The 18,926-nt window shown below is 70.6% G+C and carries 20 protein-coding genes and 1 pseudogene; 17 read left to right on the top strand and 4 right to left on the bottom strand.

The window, feature by feature from the left end; translation table 11 throughout:
- Nucleotides 1-3: 3 nt before the first annotated feature.
- Nucleotides 4-885, bottom strand: coding sequence for a class I SAM-dependent methyltransferase (locus ACIRA5_RS22290; RefSeq protein ID WP_403693154.1), 882 nt, complete (start codon nt 883-885; stop codon nt 4-6).
- Nucleotides 886-1,222: 337 nt separating this feature from the next.
- On the opposite strand from ACIRA5_RS22290, the gene rpsA reads away from it, so the two are divergent.
- The 5 genes from rpsA to ACIRA5_RS22265 all read left to right on the top strand — a co-directional run bounded on the left by rpsA (nt 1,223) and on the right by ACIRA5_RS22265 (nt 5,304).
- On the top strand, nt 1,223-2,722 hold the full coding sequence (rpsA, locus tag ACIRA5_RS22285) for a 30S ribosomal protein S1 (protein ID WP_351303199.1): 1,500 nt from the start codon (nt 1,223-1,225) through the stop codon (nt 2,720-2,722).
- A 63-nt stretch (nt 2,723-2,785) separates the two neighbouring features.
- The gene (locus ACIRA5_RS22280) at nt 2,786-3,088 is read left to right on the top strand and encodes a hypothetical protein (RefSeq protein WP_403693152.1); all 303 of its coding nucleotides are present in this window, start codon (nt 2,786-2,788) and stop codon (nt 3,086-3,088) included.
- A 112-nt stretch (nt 3,089-3,200) separates the two neighbouring features.
- Nucleotides 3,201-4,139, top strand: a complete 939-nt coding sequence (locus ACIRA5_RS22275) for a PAC2 family protein (protein WP_403693150.1) — start codon at nt 3,201-3,203, stop codon at nt 4,137-4,139.
- 125 nt (nt 4,140-4,264) lie between these two features.
- Nucleotides 4,265-4,873, top strand: coding sequence for a dephospho-CoA kinase (gene coaE, locus ACIRA5_RS22270; protein WP_403693149.1), 609 nt, complete (start codon nt 4,265-4,267; stop codon nt 4,871-4,873).
- Between the two features lie 50 nt (nt 4,874-4,923).
- The gene (locus ACIRA5_RS22265) at nt 4,924-5,304 is read left to right on the top strand and encodes a tetratricopeptide repeat protein (RefSeq protein WP_054235974.1); all 381 of its coding nucleotides are present in this window, start codon (nt 4,924-4,926) and stop codon (nt 5,302-5,304) included.
- 38 nt (nt 5,305-5,342) lie between these two features.
- On the opposite strand, the gene ACIRA5_RS22260 is transcribed toward ACIRA5_RS22265, so the two are convergent.
- Nucleotides 5,343-5,609 carry a DUF6343 family protein gene (locus tag ACIRA5_RS22260; protein ID WP_403693147.1) on the bottom strand — a complete coding sequence of 89 codons (267 nt, stop codon included), beginning with the start codon at nt 5,607-5,609 and terminating at the stop codon, nt 5,343-5,345.
- Nucleotides 5,610-5,820: 211 nt separating this feature from the next.
- On the opposite strand from ACIRA5_RS22260, the gene ACIRA5_RS22255 reads away from it, so the two are divergent.
- Nucleotides 5,821-6,720 (top strand): acyltransferase domain-containing protein, encoded by a 900-nt coding sequence (locus tag ACIRA5_RS22255; protein ID WP_403693343.1) that lies wholly within the window; start codon nt 5,821-5,823, stop codon nt 6,718-6,720.
- Nucleotides 6,721-6,810: 90 nt separating this feature from the next.
- Nucleotides 6,811-7,281 (top strand): DoxX family protein, encoded by a 471-nt coding sequence (locus tag ACIRA5_RS22250; RefSeq protein WP_403693145.1) that lies wholly within the window; start codon nt 6,811-6,813, stop codon nt 7,279-7,281.
- An 89-nt stretch (nt 7,282-7,370) separates the two neighbouring features.
- Here the strand turns inward: ACIRA5_RS22250 and ACIRA5_RS22245 are convergent, their stop codons facing one another.
- The gene (locus ACIRA5_RS22245; protein ID WP_403693143.1) at nt 7,371-7,856 is read right to left on the bottom strand and encodes an RNA-binding S4 domain-containing protein; all 486 of its coding nucleotides are present in this window, start codon (nt 7,854-7,856) and stop codon (nt 7,371-7,373) included.
- A gap of 126 nt (nt 7,857-7,982) precedes the next feature.
- Between ACIRA5_RS22245 and ACIRA5_RS22240 the strand changes: the two genes are divergently transcribed.
- From ACIRA5_RS22240 to ACIRA5_RS22225, 4 genes and pseudogenes are all read left to right on the top strand, one after another.
- Nucleotides 7,983-9,134: a HoxN/HupN/NixA family nickel/cobalt transporter gene (locus ACIRA5_RS22240; RefSeq protein ID WP_403693141.1), complete on the top strand. Its 1,152-nt coding sequence runs from the start codon at nt 7,983-7,985 to the stop codon at nt 9,132-9,134.
- Between the two features lie 74 nt (nt 9,135-9,208).
- The gene (locus ACIRA5_RS22235; RefSeq protein WP_403693139.1) at nt 9,209-10,039 is read left to right on the top strand and encodes a uracil-DNA glycosylase; all 831 of its coding nucleotides are present in this window, start codon (nt 9,209-9,211) and stop codon (nt 10,037-10,039) included.
- A gap of 9 nt (nt 10,040-10,048) precedes the next feature.
- The gene (gene pip, locus ACIRA5_RS22230; protein WP_403693138.1) at nt 10,049-11,011 is read left to right on the top strand and encodes a prolyl aminopeptidase; all 963 of its coding nucleotides are present in this window, start codon (nt 10,049-10,051) and stop codon (nt 11,009-11,011) included.
- A gap of 75 nt (nt 11,012-11,086) precedes the next feature.
- Nucleotides 11,087-11,299 (top strand): annotated as a pseudogene (locus ACIRA5_RS22225) (aspartate/glutamate racemase family protein); the annotation flags it as partial.
- A gap of 48 nt (nt 11,300-11,347) precedes the next feature.
- Here the strand turns inward: ACIRA5_RS22225 and ACIRA5_RS22220 are convergent.
- Nucleotides 11,348-11,800 carry a RidA family protein gene (locus tag ACIRA5_RS22220; protein WP_403693136.1) on the bottom strand — a complete coding sequence of 151 codons (453 nt, stop codon included), beginning with the start codon at nt 11,798-11,800 and terminating at the stop codon, nt 11,348-11,350.
- A gap of 162 nt (nt 11,801-11,962) precedes the next feature.
- Here ACIRA5_RS22220 and ACIRA5_RS22215 point away from each other — a divergent pair, with 162 nt between their 5' ends.
- From ACIRA5_RS22215 to ACIRA5_RS22190, 6 genes are all read left to right on the top strand, one after another.
- Entirely contained in the window at nt 11,963-12,694 is a 732-nt protein-coding gene (locus tag ACIRA5_RS22215) for a hypothetical protein (protein WP_403693134.1), read from the top strand.
- Between the two features lie 593 nt (nt 12,695-13,287).
- Nucleotides 13,288-15,165, top strand: coding sequence for an FUSC family protein (locus ACIRA5_RS22210; RefSeq protein ID WP_403693132.1), 1,878 nt, complete (start codon nt 13,288-13,290; stop codon nt 15,163-15,165).
- Nucleotides 15,166-15,198: 33 nt separating this feature from the next.
- A complete protein-coding gene (locus ACIRA5_RS22205; protein WP_403693130.1) occupies nt 15,199-16,587 on the top strand; it encodes an amidohydrolase in 1,389 nt (462 codons plus the stop codon).
- 24 nt (nt 16,588-16,611) lie between these two features.
- Nucleotides 16,612-17,784 carry a cytochrome P450 gene (locus tag ACIRA5_RS22200; protein WP_403693129.1) on the top strand — a complete coding sequence of 391 codons (1,173 nt, stop codon included), beginning with the start codon at nt 16,612-16,614 and terminating at the stop codon, nt 17,782-17,784.
- 85 nt (nt 17,785-17,869) lie between these two features.
- Nucleotides 17,870-18,559 carry a DUF899 domain-containing protein gene (locus tag ACIRA5_RS22195; RefSeq protein ID WP_403693127.1) on the top strand — a complete coding sequence of 230 codons (690 nt, stop codon included), beginning with the start codon at nt 17,870-17,872 and terminating at the stop codon, nt 18,557-18,559.
- Nucleotides 18,560-18,746: 187 nt separating this feature from the next.
- Nucleotides 18,747-18,920: a hypothetical protein gene (locus ACIRA5_RS22190; RefSeq protein ID WP_095855250.1), complete on the top strand. Its 174-nt coding sequence runs from the start codon at nt 18,747-18,749 to the stop codon at nt 18,918-18,920.
- Nucleotides 18,921-18,926 lie beyond the last annotated feature (6 nt).

The raw sequence follows: 18,926 nt of genomic DNA, 5'->3' as shown, positions 1-18,926 counted from the left end.
CGATCAGTCTCGTACGCACACGAAGATCGCCGTACCGGGGATCAGGTTTCCGCGCAGCGGGGACCAGCCGCCCCACTCCTGGGTGTTCCAGGCGGGCCACTGCGGCTCGACCAGGTCGAGCAGCCGGAAGCCCCCGGCCACCACGTCCCGTACCCGGTCGCCGACCGTCCTGTGGTGCTCGACGTACACCGCGCGGCTCTCCTCGTCCTGCTCGACGTAGGGAGTGCGGTCGAAGTAGGAGGAGGAGACGGACAGGCCCTCGGGGCCGGGCTCGTCCGGGAAGGCCCAGCGGATCGGGTGCGTCACGGAGAAGACGAAGCGGCCGCCGGGGCGCAGCACCCGGTGGACCTCCTTCAGGACGCGCACCGGGTCGGCGACGAACGGCAACGCGCCGTACGCCGAGCACGCGAGGTCGAAGGAGCCGTCGGCGAAGGGCAGCGCGCCCGCGTCGGCCTCCACCAGGGGCACCCCGCCGCCTATGCGCAGCGCGTGCTGGAGCTGGCGGTGGGAGAGGTCGAGGGCGACCGGACGGGCCCCCTGGGCGGCCAGCCAGCGCGAGCACTGGGCCGCGCCGGCACCGATCTCCAGGATGTCCTTGCCCTTGAGGTCCTCCGGCGGGCCGAGCAGCTCGGCCTCCACCTCGTCGAGGCCCTCGGGGCCCCATACGAAACGGTCGTCCCCGAGGAACGTGCCGTGTTCCGTCTGGTAGTCGTCCGCGTTCCGGTCCCACCAGCCGCGGTTGGCGCGGGAGCTCTCCGTGACGCCCGCGTCGCGCCGGGTCGCCTCCGGCTCGGCGGGTTCGGGCTCCCGGACCTCGGAGTGTTCCGGTTCGTGGATCTGGGGCTCTTGGATGATCGGCTCCCTCGTATTAGTCTGCGGCTCCAACCGGTCTCGGGAGTGTCACGGCAGGGGCCGCCTATGGCCCGCGTGGCCTCGTGAGACAGGTTTTGTGCCGGGAATGCGGCGATCCGCCCCGGGTGTGCGCCTTCGCGCATTGACCCTGCCCGGCTGCCCCCGTATGCTACAAGTTGCGCTGCGGGCCTGCGCGCCTCAGACGTAGCAGGCTGCGCTCGCATCTGTATGTATGTCCCCTCGGCTTTCGAGGCGCCACCGGGTAACCGGGTTCGGCGCTTCCTTGGCTGTCCGGCTTCTACAGGGCGAAACGGGCTCCCGGCGTAAGCAGTACCTACGACTCACTGTCCGTACCGGAGCCCTTTCCCACATGACGAGCAGCACCGAGACCACCTCTACCACGCCGCAGGTAGCGGTCAACGACATCGGTAACGAGGAAGCCTTCCTCGCCGCGATCGACGAGACGATCAAGTACTTCAACGACGGCGACATCGTCGACGGCGTCATCGTGAAGGTCGACCGGGACGAGGTCCTGCTCGACATCGGTTACAAGACCGAAGGCGTGATCCCGAGCCGCGAGCTCTCGATCAAGCACGACGTCGACCCGAACGAGGTCGTCGCCGTCGGCGACGAGATCGAGGCCCTGGTTCTCCAGAAGGAGGACAAGGAAGGCCGCCTGATCCTGTCCAAGAAGCGCGCTCAGTACGAGCGTGCCTGGGGCACGATCGAGAAGATCAAGGAAGAAGACGGCATCGTCACCGGTACCGTCATCGAGGTCGTCAAGGGTGGTCTCATCCTCGACATCGGCCTCCGTGGCTTCCTGCCGGCCTCCCTCGTCGAGATGCGCCGCGTCCGCGACCTCCAGCCGTACGTGGGCAAGGAGCTCGAGGCCAAGATCATCGAGCTGGACAAGAACCGCAACAACGTGGTCCTGTCCCGCCGTGCCTGGCTCGAGCAGACCCAGTCCGAGGTCCGCCAGACGTTCCTCACGACCCTCCAGAAGGGTCAGGTCCGCTCCGGCGTCGTTTCCTCGATCGTCAACTTCGGTGCCTTCGTGGACCTGGGTGGCGTCGACGGTCTCGTGCACGTCTCCGAGCTCTCCTGGAAGCACATCGACCACCCCTCCGAGGTTGTCGAGGTCGGCCAGGAAGTCACCGTCGAGGTCCTCGACGTCGACATGGACCGCGAGCGCGTCTCCCTGTCGCTCAAGGCGACGCAGGAAGACCCGTGGCAGCAGTTCGCCCGTACGCACCAGATCGGTCAGGTCGTCCCGGGTAAGGTCACCAAGCTCGTTCCGTTCGGTGCGTTCGTCCGCGTGGACGAGGGCATCGAGGGCCTGGTCCACATCTCCGAGCTGGCCGAGCGCCACGTGGAGATCCCGGAGCAGGTCGTCCAGGTCAACGACGAGATCTTCGTCAAGGTCATCGACATCGACCTCGAGCGCCGCCGCATCAGCCTCTCGCTGAAGCAGGCCAACGAGGCCTTCGGTGCCGACCCGGCCTCGGTCGAGTTCGACCCGACCCTGTACGGCATGGCCGCGTCGTACGACGACCAGGGCAACTACATCTACCCCGAGGGCTTCGACCCCGAGACCAACGACTGGCTCGAGGGCTTCGAGTCCCAGCGTGAGGTGTGGGAGACGCAGTACGCCGAGGCGCAGACGCGCTTCGAGCAGCACCAGGCTCAGGTCATCAAGTCCCGCGAGGCCGACGCTCAGGCCGAGGCCGAGGGTGCCACGTCCACGGGTGCGGCTCCGGCCGCCTCCGGTGGCGGTTCCTACTCCTCGGAGTCGGACGACACCTCCGGCGCCCTGGCGTCGGACGAGGCCCTGGCTGCCCTCCGCGAGAAGCTCGCCGGCGGCCAGAGCTGAAAGCTCACCGCTAGCCAGTAGCACGTGACTGCGGGCCCGCACCCTTCGGGGTGCGGGCCCGCAGTGCGTCGCGTCGCCAAGGTGGTCATCGTCGGCGGCGGCATCGCAGGCCTGGCCTCCGACGAACTCGACGTCCCCATCGAGGTGTTCACCAACGTCCAAGGAGCTGACCGCCACCGACCAGGAGAGCTGGTCGAGTTCATCGAGGACTGGGGCGACTACGGCGAGAAGCACCGCACCGAACTCGCGTCCTCCGTCTCGCACCGCTGGCGACTGGCTCAGCTTCACCGCGCCTGGCAGCACGGCGCGTTCACCTCCGCCCGCAAGGCGGTCACCGCGCTGCACACACGCGTGCTGTCGGCGTAGGTGTGCGGGACAACGAACCCGGAGGCGAACCGAGCCGTAAAAGGAGCGGTCCGGGGAATGCTCGCGATCCTCACCACGTTGTGGAGTACGAACACGAGGAGGAGCGGTCACAGTGCTTGATCCGCAGGGTTTGTACGCATGGGAGCCGAAGGGCCTGGCCGTGGTGGACATGGCACTCGCCCAGGAGTCGGCCGGTCTGGTCATGCTCTACCACTTCGACGGATACATCGACGCGGGTGAGACGGGCGACCAGATCGTCGACCGTCTGCTCGACTCGCTGCCCCACCAGGTCGTGGCCCGTTTCGATCACGACCGGCTCGTGGACTACCGGGCGCGCCGCCCGCTGCTGACGTTCAAGCGCGACCGCTGGACGGACTACGAGGAGCCCACGCTCGACGTGCGGCTCGTCCAGGACGCCACGGGCGCGCCCTTCCTGCTGCTGTCGGGACCCGAACCGGACGTCGAGTGGGAGCGCTTCGCCGTCGCCGTCCAGCAGATCGTGGAGCGGCTCGGCGTCCGGCTGTCCGTGAACTTCCACGGCATCCCCATGGGCGTCCCGCACACCCGCCCCGTGGGCCTCACCCCGCACGGCAGCCGCACCGACCTGGTGCCGGGCCACCGCAGCCCCTTCGACGAGGCGCAGGTCCCCGGCAGCGCCGAATCCCTCGTCGAGTACCGCCTCATGGAGGCCGGACACGACGTCCTGGGCGTCGCCGCGCACGTCCCGCACTACATCGCCCGCTCCCCGTACCCGGACGCGGCGCTGACCGTCCTGGAGGCCATCACGGGCGCCACGGGCCTGGTGCTCCCCGCCATAGCGCACTCCCTGCGCACCGAGGCGCACCGCACCCAGACGGAGATCGACCGGCAGATCCAGGAGGGCGACGAGGAGCTCGTGGCCCTCGTCCAGGGCCTCGAGCACCAGTACGACGCCGCCGCGGGCGCCGAGACGCGGGGCAACATGCTCGCGGAGCCGGTGGACATCCCGTCGGCGGACGAGATCGGGTTGGAGTTCGAGCGCTTCCTGGCGGAGCGCGAAGGCGACGCGTAGGGAGGGGTGACCCCGTAGGGGACGACGCGGTAGGGCGAGGGTGCAGGTAGCCCCTGCGTGCCTACGCACGGGCCCCTTTGGGGGCCGTGGGGGGCTCGTCACCGGCAGGCTCTAAGCTCTCGGTCATGCTGAAGGTTGGCCTGACCGGCGGTATCGGCGCCGGCAAGAGCGAGGTGTCGAGGCAGCTCGTACGGCTCGGCGCGGTGCTGATCGACGCGGATCTGATCGCGCGGGAGGTCGTCGCACCCGGAACACCCGGGCTCGCGGCCGTCGTCGACGCCTTCGGGCAGGACGTGCTCGCATCCGACGGCGGTCTGGACCGCCCCAAGCTGGGCTCGATCGTCTTCGCCGACCCGGCGAAGCTCGCCGTCCTGAACTCGATCGTGCACCCCCTGGTGGGCGCCCGCTCCCGCGAGCTGGAAAGTGCCGCGGCCGAGGACGCCGTCGTGATCCATGACGTCCCGCTGCTCGCCGAGAACGCCCTCGGACCGCTGTACGACCTCGTGGTCGTCGTCGACGTCAGCCCCGAGACCCAGCTCGACCGACTCGTGCGGCTGCGCGGCATGACCGAGACGGACGCCCGCGCCCGCATGGCCGCCCAGGCCACCCGCGAGAAGCGGCTGGGGATCGCGGACGTCGTCATCGACAACGACGTCCCCCTGGTGGAGCTCGAGGGGCGCGTACGGGAGGTTTGGGCGGATCTCGTGCGCCGGGCGCATGCCCGCAAGGAATAGCCGCCCCGGACGGGGGCGTTGAACCCGTTCAGCGAGGGAAGGACTCTGCCGTGCCCGAGACCAGCGGATCGACCGGACGTACTCCGGAGACGCATGTCATCGACTTCCGTGCCGCCGAGCAACTGCTCGCCGCGCGGGACCCGCGGGGCGCGGTGAAGCTGCTCGACCCAGTGATCGCCGCGCACCCGGAGAACACCGCCGCCCGACTGCTGCGCGCGCGTGCCTTCTTCGCCGCCGCGCAACTGCGGCCCGCCGAGCTGGAGTTCACGATCGTCCTGGAGCGCGAGCCGGACAACGCGTTCGCGCACTTCGCGCTGGCCCGCACCTATGAGCGCCAGCTCCGCCCCGACCAGGCGAAGCGGCACTTCCGGCTGGCGGCGGCGCTCGACCCGAAGCCCCAGTACCTGGAAGCGGCGCGCTTCGACTCGTAGGTCGTCAGGCGTGACTCGTCGTGGCCGTCGCCGATCCGCTACGGGTGACGGTGCTCCGGAGGCCGGTACGGCGGGATGTCGCGGCCCGGCTGGTAGTGCGGCCCCTGATGGATGTGGCGCAGGATCATGGTCATGTCCACGGTGACGATCAGCCACAGCACCCCGCACGCGGCCGCCCAGCCGGGGCGTCCGACCAGCGCGAACGCGGCCGTACCGAAGATCGTCCAGACCAGGCCCCAGACACTCAGCCAAAAGCGCATGCGCAGGGCGCTGCGCGCCGTCGTCGGTTCACTGCCTGTACGCATCCGGATCACTACTCCGTGACGCTGATCCGTGACCATCGCTCCTACTGGAAACGTACTCTTCGTCGTGCACGTTGACCAAGGGGCCGCGGAGAGCGAGCGGCGGCCGGACCGACGGGAGGCGCGGGTGCTGCTGGAGGCGCTGCGGGCGGACGCGAGACTCGCCGAGTGGCTGAGGGACCTGGAGAGCGAGAGCGCTCCCCGGCTGGAGGCGGTGCTCCCGGACGCGGACGAGCTGGCGGACCTCCTGCTCGAGCTGACCGTGGCCCACGAGCACATCAACGAACTCGTCGCGCTGCGCGGCCGGCTGGCGGCCGACCCGGAGGCGATGACGCTCCTCGCCCGGTGCGTCGGCCGCTTCGTACGGGACATGGGGGAGATCGGGAAGGGGTGGGAGCCGCCCGCGTTCCCCGTGTCGGCGGGGCCGCTCGGGCGCAGCTTCCACCTGTACGTCTTCATCGCGGCGCTCCCGTACGTCCGGGCCTACCACCGAGAGCTCGGCATCACCGACGACGTGTCCCGGCGCACTCTGGCCGACCTCGGCCGGCATGTGTCCGTGCACCACAGACGGCTCGGGACGCCGGGGCTGCTGTTCCCCTGGTGGATCGCCCTGCACTTCCACGGTGAGTTGTTCCAGCTGGGTCGGCTGCAGTTCCAGCGGTCGCGGCTCGGCCGGCGCACGGGGCGGGCCGTGGCGGCGGCGGGCCTCGACGCCGGCCCCGGCGACGCGTGTCTGAGCCTGCACATACCCGACTTCCACGGGCCGCTGTCACCCGCCGCCTGCGCGCGGTCGCTCGCGCTGGCACGGGAGTTCTTCGCCCGGCACTATCCCGACGAGCGCCATGAAGTCGCCGTGTGCCACTCCTGGCTGCTCGATCCACAGCTCGGGCGGTATCTCCCGGCGGACTCGAACATCATCCGCTTCCAGGAACGCTTCCGGATCGCCTACCAGGAGACGACCCCGGACGACGGGGTGCCGGTCGGCTTCGTCTTCGGCGATCCGGAGCTGCCCACGCGCACGCTGCCACGCCGGAGCGCGGTGGAGCGTGCGGTGGGGGACCATCTGCGCGCGGGCGGGCACTGGTACGTCGGGCACGGCTGGTTCGCGCTGTAGCCCGTTTCCGGTCCACGGCGATGAGTTCCGGACGCGCCCCCGGTCCACCCCTGCGACAGCAACGCGTACCGCTTCGCACAGGAGACCCTCATGTCCGAGACCACCGTCCCCGTCACCACCCTCGCCTCCACCTCCACCTCCGCCTCCATCTCCGCCACCTCTTCGCTGAAGACCCGTGGCCGCGGCGCCCGGATCTCCCTGGGCGCGCTGCAGATCGTGCTCGGACTCTTCTACGCCTTCGCGAGCGCGCTGCCCAAGCTGATCGCGCACCCGTCGGCCGCCGAGGCGTTCGACAAGCTCGGCTGGGGCAGCACGGGGATGTACCTCATCGGCGCGCTCGAACTCGCCGGAGGCCTCGCCCTGCTGGTCCCGCTGCTGTCCTCGGTGGCGGCGGTGGCGCTCGGCGCGCTGATGGTGGGTGCCTTCGTCGTGAACGTCACCGTCATCCACGGGCCGTACGTGGCGACTCCGCTCATCCTGATCCTGCCGCTCGCGCTGATCGCGTGGGCCAGGAGGAACCACACCACCGAGCTGGTCCGGTGGATGCGGCGACGGGCATGACACGGTGACGGCGCACGACGACCGTACGACGTCGGGGGCTTCCCCAGTGACCACGGGGAGCCCCCGACGTCGTACGACGACGCCTCGGGTCAGGGCGAGTCGGGGCCGCCGAGGCCCCGGAGGCGTTCCATCTCTCGGCGGTCGCGCTTGGTCGGGCGGCCCGCTCCGCGGTCGCGGACGCCGGCCGGGGCGATCGCCTCGCGCGGCGGGGGCGGCGGGCTGTTGTCGATGTAACACTCGGCGGCGACGGGCGCGCCGACCCGCTTGCGGATCACCCGCTTCACGACGACGACCCGTTCCCGGATCCCCTGCCGCAGGCGCACCTCGTCGCCGACGCGCACGGCGTACGCGGGTTTGACGCGGTCCCCGTTCACCCGGACGTGTCCGCCCCGGCACGCGGTCGCGCCCGCCGAGCGGGTCTTGACCAGACGTACGGACCAGATCCAGCTGTCGACCCGCACGCTCTCGCCGCCCGCCGGACGGGCGGCCTCGGCGGCGGCCACCGCCTTCTCCTCGTCGACCCTCTCGTCGACCTTCTCGTCGTTCCGCTCGACGTCCGCACCCTCAGAAGCCATGCCTCGACTCTAGAAGAGTCCTGGCCCGGTGCGCCCCGATGGCTTTACTGCGAGTTGGTTGCAGCTGCGACATCTGTGCCAGAGAGTGACTTCGGTACTTGTAAGAGGAAGTAAGGACAGGCACGTATGGTCACCGTCCCCGCTCCCACCTCCCCGCAGCCCGTCGCCTCGACGGGTTCGCGTTGGCAGCGGATCCGCACCTCGATGACCCGCAGGGAGTGGGCCCGGCTCGGCGGCATGGCGGCCTTCGTCCTCGCGCTGCACGTCATCGGCTGGTTCATCCTGGTGGTGATCGTGGCGCCGGAGCACTACAGCATCGGCACGAAGAGCTTCGGCATCGGGATCGGTGTCACCGCCTACACCCTCGGTATGCGGCACGCCTTCGACGCCGACCACATCGCCGCCATCGACAACACCACCCGCAAGTTGATGGGCGAGGGCAAGCGCCCGCTCTCCGTGGGCTTCTGGTTCTCGCTCGGGCACTCCAGCATCGTCTTCGCGCTGGCCCTCCTGCTGTCGCTGGGCGTCAAGGCGCTGGCCGGACCCGTCCGGGACGACAACTCCCAGCTGCACAGCGTCACCGGCGTGATCGGTACGACCGTCTCCGGGGTCTTCCTCTACCTCATCGCCGGGATCAACCTCCTCATCCTCGTCGGGATCTGGAAGGTGTTCCGCCAGATGCGCACCGGGCACTTCGACGAGGCGGCGCTGGAGGAGCAGCTCAACAACCGCGGGCTGATGAACCGCCTCCTGGGCCGGCTGATGAAGTCGATCAGTAAGCCCTGGCAGATGTACCCGCTCGGCATGCTCTTCGGCCTCGGTTTCGACACCGCCACGGAGGTCGCCCTGCTGGTCCTCGCCGGTTCCGGCGCCGCCTCCGGCCTGCCCTGGTACGCGATCCTGTGTCTGCCGGTGCTGTTCGCCGCGGGCATGTCGCTGCTGGACACCATCGACGGGTCCTTCATGAACTTCGCCTACGGCTGGGCGTTCTCCAAGCCGGTCCGCAAGGTCTTCTACAACCTCACCATCACGGGTCTGTCCGTCGCCGTCGCCCTGATCATCGGCACCGTGGAACTGCTGGGGCTGCTCACCGAGAAGCTTGCTCTGCACGGGGTCTTCTGGGACTGGGTCGCGGGTCTGGACCTGAACGTGCTCGGCTTCGTCATCGTCGGTCTGTTCTTCGTGACCTGGCTCGTCGCCATGGCGGTGTGGAAGTTCGGCCGGATCGAGGAGAAGTGGACCGCCGGACTGCGCCCCGCCGAACAGCCCACCGACTGACCTGCCTGACCCGCGGGCTGACCCACCGGGGCCGGGTGGGGGAGGGGCGGAGCGCCCGGTCGTACGGTGGTGGCATGGAAAGCAGCCCGGACGGCAGGAGCGATCCCGGCATCGTCGGTGCCCCGGACGGCCTGGGCGCAGTCGGTGATCTGGACGCACTGGCTGATCTGGACGGCCTGGACGCACTGACTGATCTGGACGCCCGGATCGCCGGATGCCGGGCGTGTCCGCGGCTGGTCGCCTGGCGCGAGGAGGTCGCCCGCACCAAGCGCGCGGCCTTCGCGGACCAGACGTACTGGGGCCGCCCGGTCCCCGGCTACGGACCGGCCGACGCCTCGCTGCTCATCGTCGGGCTCGCACCCGCCGCCCACGGCGGGAACCGGACCGGACGGATGTTCACCGGGGACCGCTCCGGGGACGTGCTCTACGCGGCGCTGCACGACGTGGGGCTCGCCTCGCGCGGGACCGCGGTGAGCGCGGACGACGGACTGGAGCTGTACGGCGTACGCGTCACCTCGCCCGTGCACTGCGCGCCGCCCGCCAACAAGCCGACACCCGGCGAACGGGACACCTGCCGCCCCTGGCTCGTACGGGAGTTGGAGCTGCTGCGGCCCACGCTCCGGTCGGTGGTCGTGCTGGGAGCCTTCGGCTGGCAGGCCGCGCTGCCCGCCTTCGCCGCGGCGGGATGGGCGGTGCCCCGGCCCAGGCCGGTGTTCGCGCACGGGGCGAGGGTTTCGCTGGGGGCGCAGGACGGGCCGGCGGCGGGATCCGTCGAGCTGTTCGGGTGCTTCCACGTCAGCCAGCGGAACACGTTCACCGGACGGCTGACGCCCGCCATGCTGCGGGACGTGCTGCGTACGGCGGCCGGGGCGGCGGGGCTGACGACGCGACCGTACGACGGCTAACCTCGCCCGATGAGCCTGTATCCGGAGATCGAACCGTACGACCACGGCATGCTCGACGTCGGCGACGGCAACCACGTGTACTGGGAGGTCTGCGGAAACCCCGACGGCAAGCCCGCCGTCATGCTGCACGGCGGTCCGGGGTCCGGCTGCGGTCCTTGGTTCCGGCGCTACTGCGACCCTGCCGAGTACCGGATCGTGCTGCTCGACCAGCGTGGCTGTGGACGCTCCACGCCGCACGCCGCCGCGTACGGGACGGACATGGCCGTCAACACGACGGCGCATGTGATCGGTGACCTGGAGCTGCTGCGACGCCACCTGGGCATCCAGCGGTGGCTGGTGTGGGGTGTGTCGTGGGGGTCGGTGCTGGGCCTGCGGTACGCGCAGACGCATCCGGACGTCGTCTCCGAACTGGTGCTGACCGCGCTGGGTACCGGATCGAACCCCGAAGTGGCCCTGCTGACCAGGGGACTTGGGCGGTTCTTCCCCGAGGCCTTCGAGCGGTTCCTCGCCGAACTGCCCGAGGGGGAGCGGGACGGGAACCTCGCCGCCGCGTACAGCAGGCTGCTCGAATCGCCCGACCCCGAGGTGCGGGCACGGGCGGCGCGGGCCTGGACCGACTGGGAGACGGCGATCGTTCCCGCGCCGCCGCGGTCGGAGAAGCGCTATGAGGACCCGGAGTTCCGCATGGCTTTCGCGCGGACCGTCACCCACTACTTCGGCAACGACCACTTCCTGGGGGAAGGCAACGACGAAGGCGTCGTGATCCGCGACGCGCCCCTGCTGAAGGGCATCCCCGGCACCCTCGTCCAGGGCAGTCTCGACTTCGGGAACCTGCTGGGCACGGTGTGGCGGCTCCACCACGCCTGGCCCGACAGTGAGTTGATCGTCGTGGACGACGTGGGGCACACCATGGGGGCGACGGGCGTGGTGGACGCGTTGGTGGCGGCGACGGACAAGTACGCCCTGCGCTAGACCCTGGCGGATTCAGGCTCGGGGAGCCTCTGCGTCGCCGAGGAGATGCCGCACCGTCGACCGGTAGTTGGCCTGGCTGTCGCCGAGGTCCTCGTCCTCGGCTGTGCCGGCATGACGGGCCTGCAACGGGCGGTCGGGGAGAAACTGGACCTCCCGGTCGTCGACGGCGTCGCCGCCGCGGTCAAACTCGCGGAGTCGCTGGTCTCCCTGGCCTTCAGGACGAGCCGGGTGGGCAGCTATGCGCGACCGCTGCCGAAGTGGAGGGTGTGGGGCGGTGGCCGGGGCTGAACAGAAACGACGGCGCACTCCCGGAGAAGGGGGACCGCGTCCGCCCCCTCAACAACGGCCGTCGACCTCTGCTTCAACCTTTGCTTCTGCCTCTGATGCCGACTCGGGCACAACCGCCGTCGCCGTGATCTCCACCAACTGCCCCGTGTACCCGAGGCAGGCCACGCCGAGCAGCGTCGACGAGTGGGGTCCGGTACTGAGCCCGGACGCCTCGACGACACCCCACACGTCGGACAGCACCCTCGGCTCACCGCTGACGACATACACATCGGTCGCCACCACGTGCGCGAAGTCGCTGCCCACCGCGCGGAGTTGCTCGCCGAGATTGGCGATCACCTGCTCGGCCTGCCGCACGGGATCCCCCACACCGACGATCTTCCCCGCCGCGTCCAGCGGCACGGCCCCGGCGAGAAAGGCGAGCCGCGCACCCGCCTCGACGACCGACGCGTGAGCGTAGCCGGGAGGCGGGAAGAGACTGGGGACGGTGACGCGTGTGGGCACGGGAACTCCAGGAATCCTCGACTGGGCGGGCAACCTCCCTATGGTGTGGGCGGACGAAGGGCGGTCGCACGCTGTTTTCCTGGCTGCCATCGAGATCGCTACACGGCCCGGCGTCGAATAACCCTTCGAAATGCCCCCGCCGCCACTGCTACCGTCACCGACGTGGCGAAACTCAATCAGATCATCGCAGTGGAGAAGGGCATCAAGTCCAAGTCCCATCAGGACCTGACGGCCGCTCATCACGGGCTGCAGAAGCCCGCATTGCTGGCCGGTATCTCGCGTACCTATCAGCCGAAGGACGAGGAGGGCGAGCAGCTGCCGCCCGAGTCGACACGGGTGCAGGTGCAGGCTGAGGACGTGTTGCGGGAGACCGCGGGGACGCTCACCCGGCTGTTCGATGTGACCGCCACCAAGGACTGGGCGAACTGCGCGGCACGGGCGGATGTGAAGGTGGACGGGCGGGTCCTCGTCGCCGACGTACCCGTGTCGTATCTGCTCTTCCTCGAGAAGCAGCTCACCGATCTCAACACCTTCGTCAGGAAGCTGCCCGTTCTCGACGCCTCCGAGTCGTGGGTGCAGGACCCTTCGACGGACGCGTGGAAGACCGAGCCCGTCAGGACGCTGCGGACCAAGAAGGTGCCGCGCAACCACGTCAAGGCCGAGGCCACCGAGAAGCATCCGGCCCAGGTCGAGGTGTACTACGAGGACATTCCCGTCGGGTACTGGACGACCGTGAAGTTCTCCGGCGCCCTGCCCGCGCGACGCGTGAACGAACTGCTCGACCGGGTCGAGAAGTTGCAGCAGGCCGTCAAGTTCGCCCGGGAAGAGGCGAACGGCGTGGACGTCGTCGACCAGCGCGTCGGAGACCCCGTGTTCGGCTACCTGTTCGGGTAGCCTCTGAAACTCCCCGGCCACAACGCACCACGGCCGGGGTGCGCGAGGAGCGCAAGCTGAACCTGAAGCTTGTCGTGAATGCACGGTTCCAGTGGAGGTTCGAGTCCTCCCCGCGGCACCACACGGCACTCCACGGAGTGCCCACGCGCCGCGGTAGCCCAATTCGGCAGAGGCAGACCGTGATCAATCTCAGACTCTTGCTCCAGACTCAGCATTCGCCGCCGATCGCCGGATCGACCGGGCCCAGGCCCCGGGACGCCGAAATGCCGGTTCAAGTCCGGTCCGCGCAGCTCGATGCGTGGTGGTCCAAAGGCAGGACGCGGCGACATAACGACTGACCTGGGTTCTCAAGCGTGCCGGCGTGTGACATGGGTGGCATCACAAGGGTCCGGGGGCCGGCTACGCCCTCGGACCCGCTCCCTTTCGTCCCCGGTCGGCAGTTGCGTTCATAAAGAACGCGGCATCCCTGTGATGTGTCACCTTCCGGAAATACATACGTTCCATTTCCTCCAGCAACGCGATCTACCGTAGGCAGTACACCGCCCGGCCGACGTCGCCCGAAGGCGCCCCCGCCCTCGTCCGACAGGAGTCCCGTGTCCCGCCTCAGCGCCGCCGTACCGCCCTGGCTCGCCCACGCCCTGCGCGCACAGCGCGGCCCCGTGCCCTGGAGCGCGGTCGTGCGGGGCGCTCTCGCCGCCGGACCGCTGCTGCTCGTGGCGGTACTGAGCGGGCGTACGTCCGTCGGTGTCGTCGCAGCCCTGGGGGCCATGCTCGCCGGGATCAACGACCGGCCGGGCAGCCGCAGGGCCGCGGTCAGGCGGCTCGGCGTGCCGGCGCTCGCGGGAGCCGGTGGGCTGCTCGTGGGGTCGTACGCGGGACAGCACGTCGGCGCGGTGACGCTCACCCTTCTCCTCACCGTCCTCGGGCTGCTCGCCGGAGCGGTCAGCGCCGTCGGGCCCGTCGCGAGCGGAGCGGGTACACAGCTGCTCGTCGCCGCCGCCATCGGGGCCGGGATGCCGCTGCCCGAGCCCGGCTGGCAGCGTGCGCTCTTCTTCGTCGGCGGGGCCGGATGGCTGCTCGTGCTGCGGCTCGCGCTGCCCACCCCCGGGGCCACCGCCGGCGACTATCGCTTCGACGGGGAGCGGGACGCCGTCGGGGGTGTGTACGACGCCGTCGCCGCGCTGCTCGAAGCGGTCGGGGGGCCGGACGCGCCCGGTCGGCGGGTCGTCCTCACCGCCGCGCTCGACCACGCCCAGGACGCGCTCGGCGGGCCCCGGCTGCGGCGGTACGCCAGTTCCGCGGCCGAGCGGCGGCTGCACGCGCAGTACGCCGCCGCGCTTCCGCTCGCCGAGGCCGCCACCGCGCTCGCCTGGGCGGGCGAGGCGGTGCCCGCACGGGCCGTCGAAGGGCCGCGGCGGCTCGCCGTCGCCGTACGGACCGATACGCACACCGGGCCGCTGCCCGCGCCCAAACGCTCCGCACCGGCCCTGCGCGCCCTCGACGACGCACTCCTGCACGCGGCCGACGCCTTCGACGGGGGTGGCGACGACACCGCGCTGCACACGCGGCGCCGTACCGCCACGTCCCTCGCCCGCACGGTCCTCGGTTCCGCAGGACGCGAGTACGGGCTGCGGGTCGCCCTCTGCTTCGGCGCCGGCGTCGCCGTGGCGCAAGCCCTGCACCACGCCCGCTGGTACGGCAGTCACTCCCACTGGTACTGGCTCCCCGCGACCGCCGTCTTCCTGGTCAAGCCCGACCTCGGACCGCTCGCCTCACGCGTGATCTGCCGGGCGGCGGGGACCGTGCTCGGAGCCGCGCTCTTCGCCGGGTGCGCGGCGCTGCTCCCGCGCCCCGCCGGGCTGGTCGCCCTGGTGGCGCTGTGCGGCGCCCTGATCCCCGTCGCCACCCGGCACTTCGCGGCGCAGACCGCCGTCGTCACCGTGCTCGTGCTCTCCCTCGTCATGGTGGGCGGGGAACCCGGGGCCTCCTGGAGCCGGATCGGCGAAACGCTGCTGGCCTGCGCGATCGTGCTGATCGTCGGTCACCTGCCCACGCTCGGACAGCGCGGGGGAGGGGTACGGGCCCGTCTCACCCACGCCGCCGAGGCCGCGCACGTCTACCTCGCCCACGTACTGGACGACGGCACGGCCGACGACCGGGCCGGCCGCTGGACCCTGCGCCGCGAGGCCTACCGCGCGCTCGCCGAGGCCCGCGCCTCGATCGACCTCGCCGCCGCCGAACTCCCCGCGCTGGCCCGGCACGCCGAGGGAACGGACGAGGTTGCGGCCACCCTCGAACGCCTCGTCGACACCACGACCGCGTGCGCCGTACAGCTCGACGACACCGGACGGCTCACCTCCCGGCACACCGAACGCATCGCCGAACTCCTCGACGAGCTGGCCGAGGGGCGGGAACGTGCGGGGCTGGTGGTGAAGGAGGGGCAGGCGCTCCCCGTTCCGCTCGCGGGCTGAGCACCGGAGCCCGACCCGTCGTACGGTGACGCCATGACGCCGTCCGTCCCGGCCCCGTCCGCCGCCACCCTCTTCGAGGTCGGCCCCGCCGACCTCCTCATCACCGGATGCACCGCGCTCGTGCACGACGGGCACGAGGAGATCGCGTTCGTCGAGGACGCCTCGATCGTCGTACGGGGTGGGGTCATCGAGGCGGTCACGCGCGAGGCGCGCCTTCCGGACGCCGCCCTGCGCATCGACGCGCGCGGCCAGGTGGCGATGCCCGGCCTGATCAACTGCCATACGCACACCCCCATGGTCGCCCTGCGCGGGATCGCCGAGGACCTGCCCGCCGAGGAGTGGTTCAACGACCTCATCTGGCCCATCGAGTCCAACCTCACGCGGCAGGACGTGGAGTTGGGGGCGAGGCTCGCCTGCGCCGAGATGATCCGCGGGGGCGTCACCTGCTTCGCCGACCACTACTTCTCGATGGACGCGGTCGCCGCCGTGGTGAGCGAGAGCGGGCTGCGCGCCCACCTCGGCGAGGCCTTCTTCTCCTCGCAGGGCGCCGAAGGCCGGGAGAGGTCCCTGGAGTTCGCCCTGCGGCAGCGCGGCGCCGCGGGCGGCCGTATCACCACCGCCCTCGCCCCGCACGCCCCGTACACCGTGGACGACGCCGATCTCGCGGCGACCGCCGCCCTCGCCCGCGAGCACGGCCTTCCCGTGCACCTGCACGCGGCCGAGAGCCGGGGCCAGACCGACACCAGCCTGGCCCGGTACGGCCGGACGCCCATCGAGATCCTCCAGCGCGCCGGGCTCCTGGACAACGAACCCGGTCTGCTCATCGCGCACGGCACCGGCATCGTCGACCGCGACCTGCCGGTGCTGGCGGGCGCGAGCGGACCCGTGGCCGTCGCGACCGCACCCCGCGGCTATCTCAAGTTCGCCTGGGGCCCGACCCCGGTACGGGCCCTGCGCGAGATCGGCGTCCCCGTCGGACTCGCCACGGACGGAGCCGCGTCGAACAACTCCCTGGACGTGTGGGAGTCGATGGCGCTCACCTCACTCGTGCAGAAGTCCACCGAGGGCGACCCACGATGGCTGACGTCCCGTCAAGCCCTGCACCACGCGACGCTCCAGAGCGCGCGGGCCGTCGGCCTGGGTGAGCGGATCGGCAGCCTCGCGTCGGGGCGGCGGGCCGACATCGTCCTCGTCGACCTCAGCGGCCCGCACACCCAGCCCGTGCACGATCTCGCCGCCACCCTCGTCCACAGCGCCCGCGCCGGGGACGTGACGACGACGATCGTCGACGGACGTGTCCTGATGCGCGACCGCGAGCTGCTGACACTCGATCTGCCCGCCACCGTCGCGGAGTTGGGAGAGCGGTTGCCCGCGCTCGTCGACCGGGGCCACGGGAGGCGGATTCAGGAGTACGACACCTGATCCACTCTGCCTAGGCTGACGGGCATGGACCCCGCAGAAGGCCTCATCGACCACCCGTACGCCGTCTACGACCGCCTGCGCGACACCGCGCCCGTGCATCGCGTCGCCGGTACCGACGGCAACCCCGCCTGGCTCGTCACCCGGTACGACGATGTCCGCGAGGCGCTCGCGAACCCGCTGCTCTCGATGGACAAGAAGCGCGCGCTGCCCGGGAGTTACCAGGGGCTGTCGCTGCCGCCCGCCCTCGACGCCAACCTCCTGAACATGGAGGCGCCCGACCACACCCGCATCCGGCGCCTGGTGGTCCGCGCCTTCACATCGCGCCGCGTCGAGCAACTGCGCACACCCGTGCGGGAAACCGCCGACCGGCTCCTCGACGCGCTCGGACCGCACGGCAGCGCCGACCTGATCACCGCGTACGCCGCACCCCTGCCGATCACCGTCATCTGCGACCTGCTGGGCGTTCCGGGGGAGCACCGCCGGGACTTCCGGGCCTGGACCGACGTGCTCGTCGCGCCGGACCCGACGCGTCCCCGGGCCGTCAAGGAGGCGGTCGTGGCCATGCTCGGGTTCCTCACCCAACTCCTCGCGGACAAACGGAAGAAGCCGGCGGACGACCTGCTCTCCGACCTGATCGCGGTGCGCGACGACGGCGACCGGCTCACCGAGGACGAGCTGACGTCGCTCGCCTTCCTCATCCTCTTCGCGGGCTACGAGAACACCGTGCAGCTCATCGGCAACGCCATCCTGGGACTGCTCACCCATCCCGACCAGCTGGCCGCCCTGCGCGCGAACCCGGAGCGATTCCCCGACGCCGTCGAGGAGTTCGCGCGCCACGAAGGGCCCGCGCTGCTCGCTATCCGGCGCTTCCCCGTGGAGGACGTGAAGATCGGCGAGGTCACCGTGCCCGCGGGCGAGACCGTCCTGCTGTCCCTGGCCGCGGCCAACCGGGACCCGGCCCGCTTCCCCAACCCCGAGCGCCTCGACCTCGACCGGGACGCCTCCGGCCATCTCGCCCTCGGCCGGGGCATCCACTACTGCGTGGGCGCGCCCCTGGCCCGCCTGGAGACCGAGATCGCCGTGTCCGCGCTCCTGGAACGCCTTCCGGACCTCGCGCTCGCCGCCGACCCGGCCGGACTGAGGTGGCGGCCTTCCTTGCGCGCCCGTGGCCTGCTCGCGCTCCCGGTGACGTACTGAATCCGGAAATTCTCCGCCGACGCCGATGAGTTCCGCTGCCGCGCCCGGTCACCACTGCGAAGGCACCGTTTCGTAGGAGGGGCACATGACGCTTCCGCAGATCGTCTCGAGCGAGGAGTGGCGCGCCGCGCGCGAGGAACTACTGGTCAAGGAGAAGGCGGCGACCCGCGCACGGGACGCGCTCAATGCGGAGCGGCGCGGGCTGCCGATGGTCGAGATCGACAAGGAGTACGTGTTCGAGGGCGGTGACGGCAAGGCGGCCCTGCTCGACCTCTTCGAGGGGCGCCACCAACTCGTCGTCTACCACTTCATGTTCGCGCCGGAGTGGGACGCGGGCTGCCGCAGCTGCTCGGCCTTCCTCGACCAGATCGGCCACCTCGCCCATCTCCGCGCCCGGGGTACGGAGTTCGCCGCCGTGTCCCGGGCGCCGTACACGAAGATCCTGCCCTTCAAGGCCCGGATGGGCTGGACGGTGCCCTGGTACTCGTCGCACGACAGCGACTTCAACCACGACTTCAGGGTGTCCGTCGAGGTCGACGACGAGCCCTACGAGCGGCCGGGCGTGAGCTGCTTCCTGCGGGACCGTGACCGGGTCTTCCACACCTACTCGACGTACGAGCGCGGCCTCGACGGGCTCGGCTCGACGACGACCCTGCTGGATCTGACGGCACTCGGCAGGCAGGAGGAGTGGGAGGTGCCCCGGGGGCGCGCCTCGGCACTGGGGGCGCCGGCGGGCAGCGAGCGGATCCGCTACCACGACGAGTACGAGGAATGACAGGAAAGTACGAGAAAGGAAAACTCACGAAATGAAACGCGCACGGGCCGAGAGCTCCCTCACAGCAGAGTAGTGAACGAGTGTTGACTATGTCTCAGTACCGTCACTGACCGAGCCCTTCACCCCGCCTTTGGCGTTTAACTCTATGAGTACGCGTCATGAGTACGGCGCTACATGGAGGTGCAGGGTGAACGGGCGAATGGTGCTGGAGCGCTTTCCCGCCGGTGGACCGCGCGGTTCGTGGCCCGCCGAGGAGTTCGCGCAAGCGTGCCGCCTTCAGGGGCAGGCCGCCGAGGTCGTCATGGACCTCGCCTCGGACGCGTTCCTGGTGATCGTGCGCGCCGGGGAACTTGTCGAGTGAGGTCGG

Origin of the sequence: Streptomyces sp. NPDC096311 (genome assembly GCF_044763085.1) — a bacterium.
Lineage (GTDB): Bacteria > Actinomycetota > Actinomycetes > Streptomycetales > Streptomycetaceae > Streptomyces.
This window is presented reverse-complemented; position numbering and strand designations above follow the sequence as displayed.

Excerpts from the sequence above, each read along its gene's own strand:
- rpsA (WP_351303199.1), top strand. The coding sequence starts at position 1,223 with ATGACGAGCAGCACCGAGACCACCTCTACCACGCCGCAGGTAGCGGTC.
- pip (WP_403693138.1), top strand. The coding sequence starts at position 10,049 with ATGAGCCTGTATCCGGAGATCGAACCGTACGACCACGGCATGCTCGAC.
- ACIRA5_RS22195 (WP_403693127.1), top strand. The coding sequence starts at position 17,870 with ATGACGCTTCCGCAGATCGTCTCGAGCGAGGAGTGGCGCGCCGCGCGC.
- coaE (WP_403693149.1), top strand. The coding sequence starts at position 4,265 with ATGCTGAAGGTTGGCCTGACCGGCGGTATCGGCGCCGGCAAGAGCGAG.
- ACIRA5_RS22260 (WP_403693147.1), bottom strand. The coding sequence starts at position 5,609 with ATGCGTACAGGCAGTGAACCGACGACGGCGCGCAGCGCCCTGCGCATG.
- ACIRA5_RS22205 (WP_403693130.1), top strand. The coding sequence starts at position 15,199 with ATGACGCCGTCCGTCCCGGCCCCGTCCGCCGCCACCCTCTTCGAGGTC.
- ACIRA5_RS22235 (WP_403693139.1), top strand. The coding sequence starts at position 9,209 with ATGGAAAGCAGCCCGGACGGCAGGAGCGATCCCGGCATCGTCGGTGCC.
- ACIRA5_RS22250 (WP_403693145.1), top strand. The coding sequence starts at position 6,811 with ATGTCCGAGACCACCGTCCCCGTCACCACCCTCGCCTCCACCTCCACC.
- ACIRA5_RS22200 (WP_403693129.1), top strand. The coding sequence starts at position 16,612 with ATGGACCCCGCAGAAGGCCTCATCGACCACCCGTACGCCGTCTACGAC.
- ACIRA5_RS22240 (WP_403693141.1), top strand. The coding sequence starts at position 7,983 with ATGGTCACCGTCCCCGCTCCCACCTCCCCGCAGCCCGTCGCCTCGACG.
- ACIRA5_RS22245 (WP_403693143.1), bottom strand. The coding sequence starts at position 7,856 with ATGGCTTCTGAGGGTGCGGACGTCGAGCGGAACGACGAGAAGGTCGAC.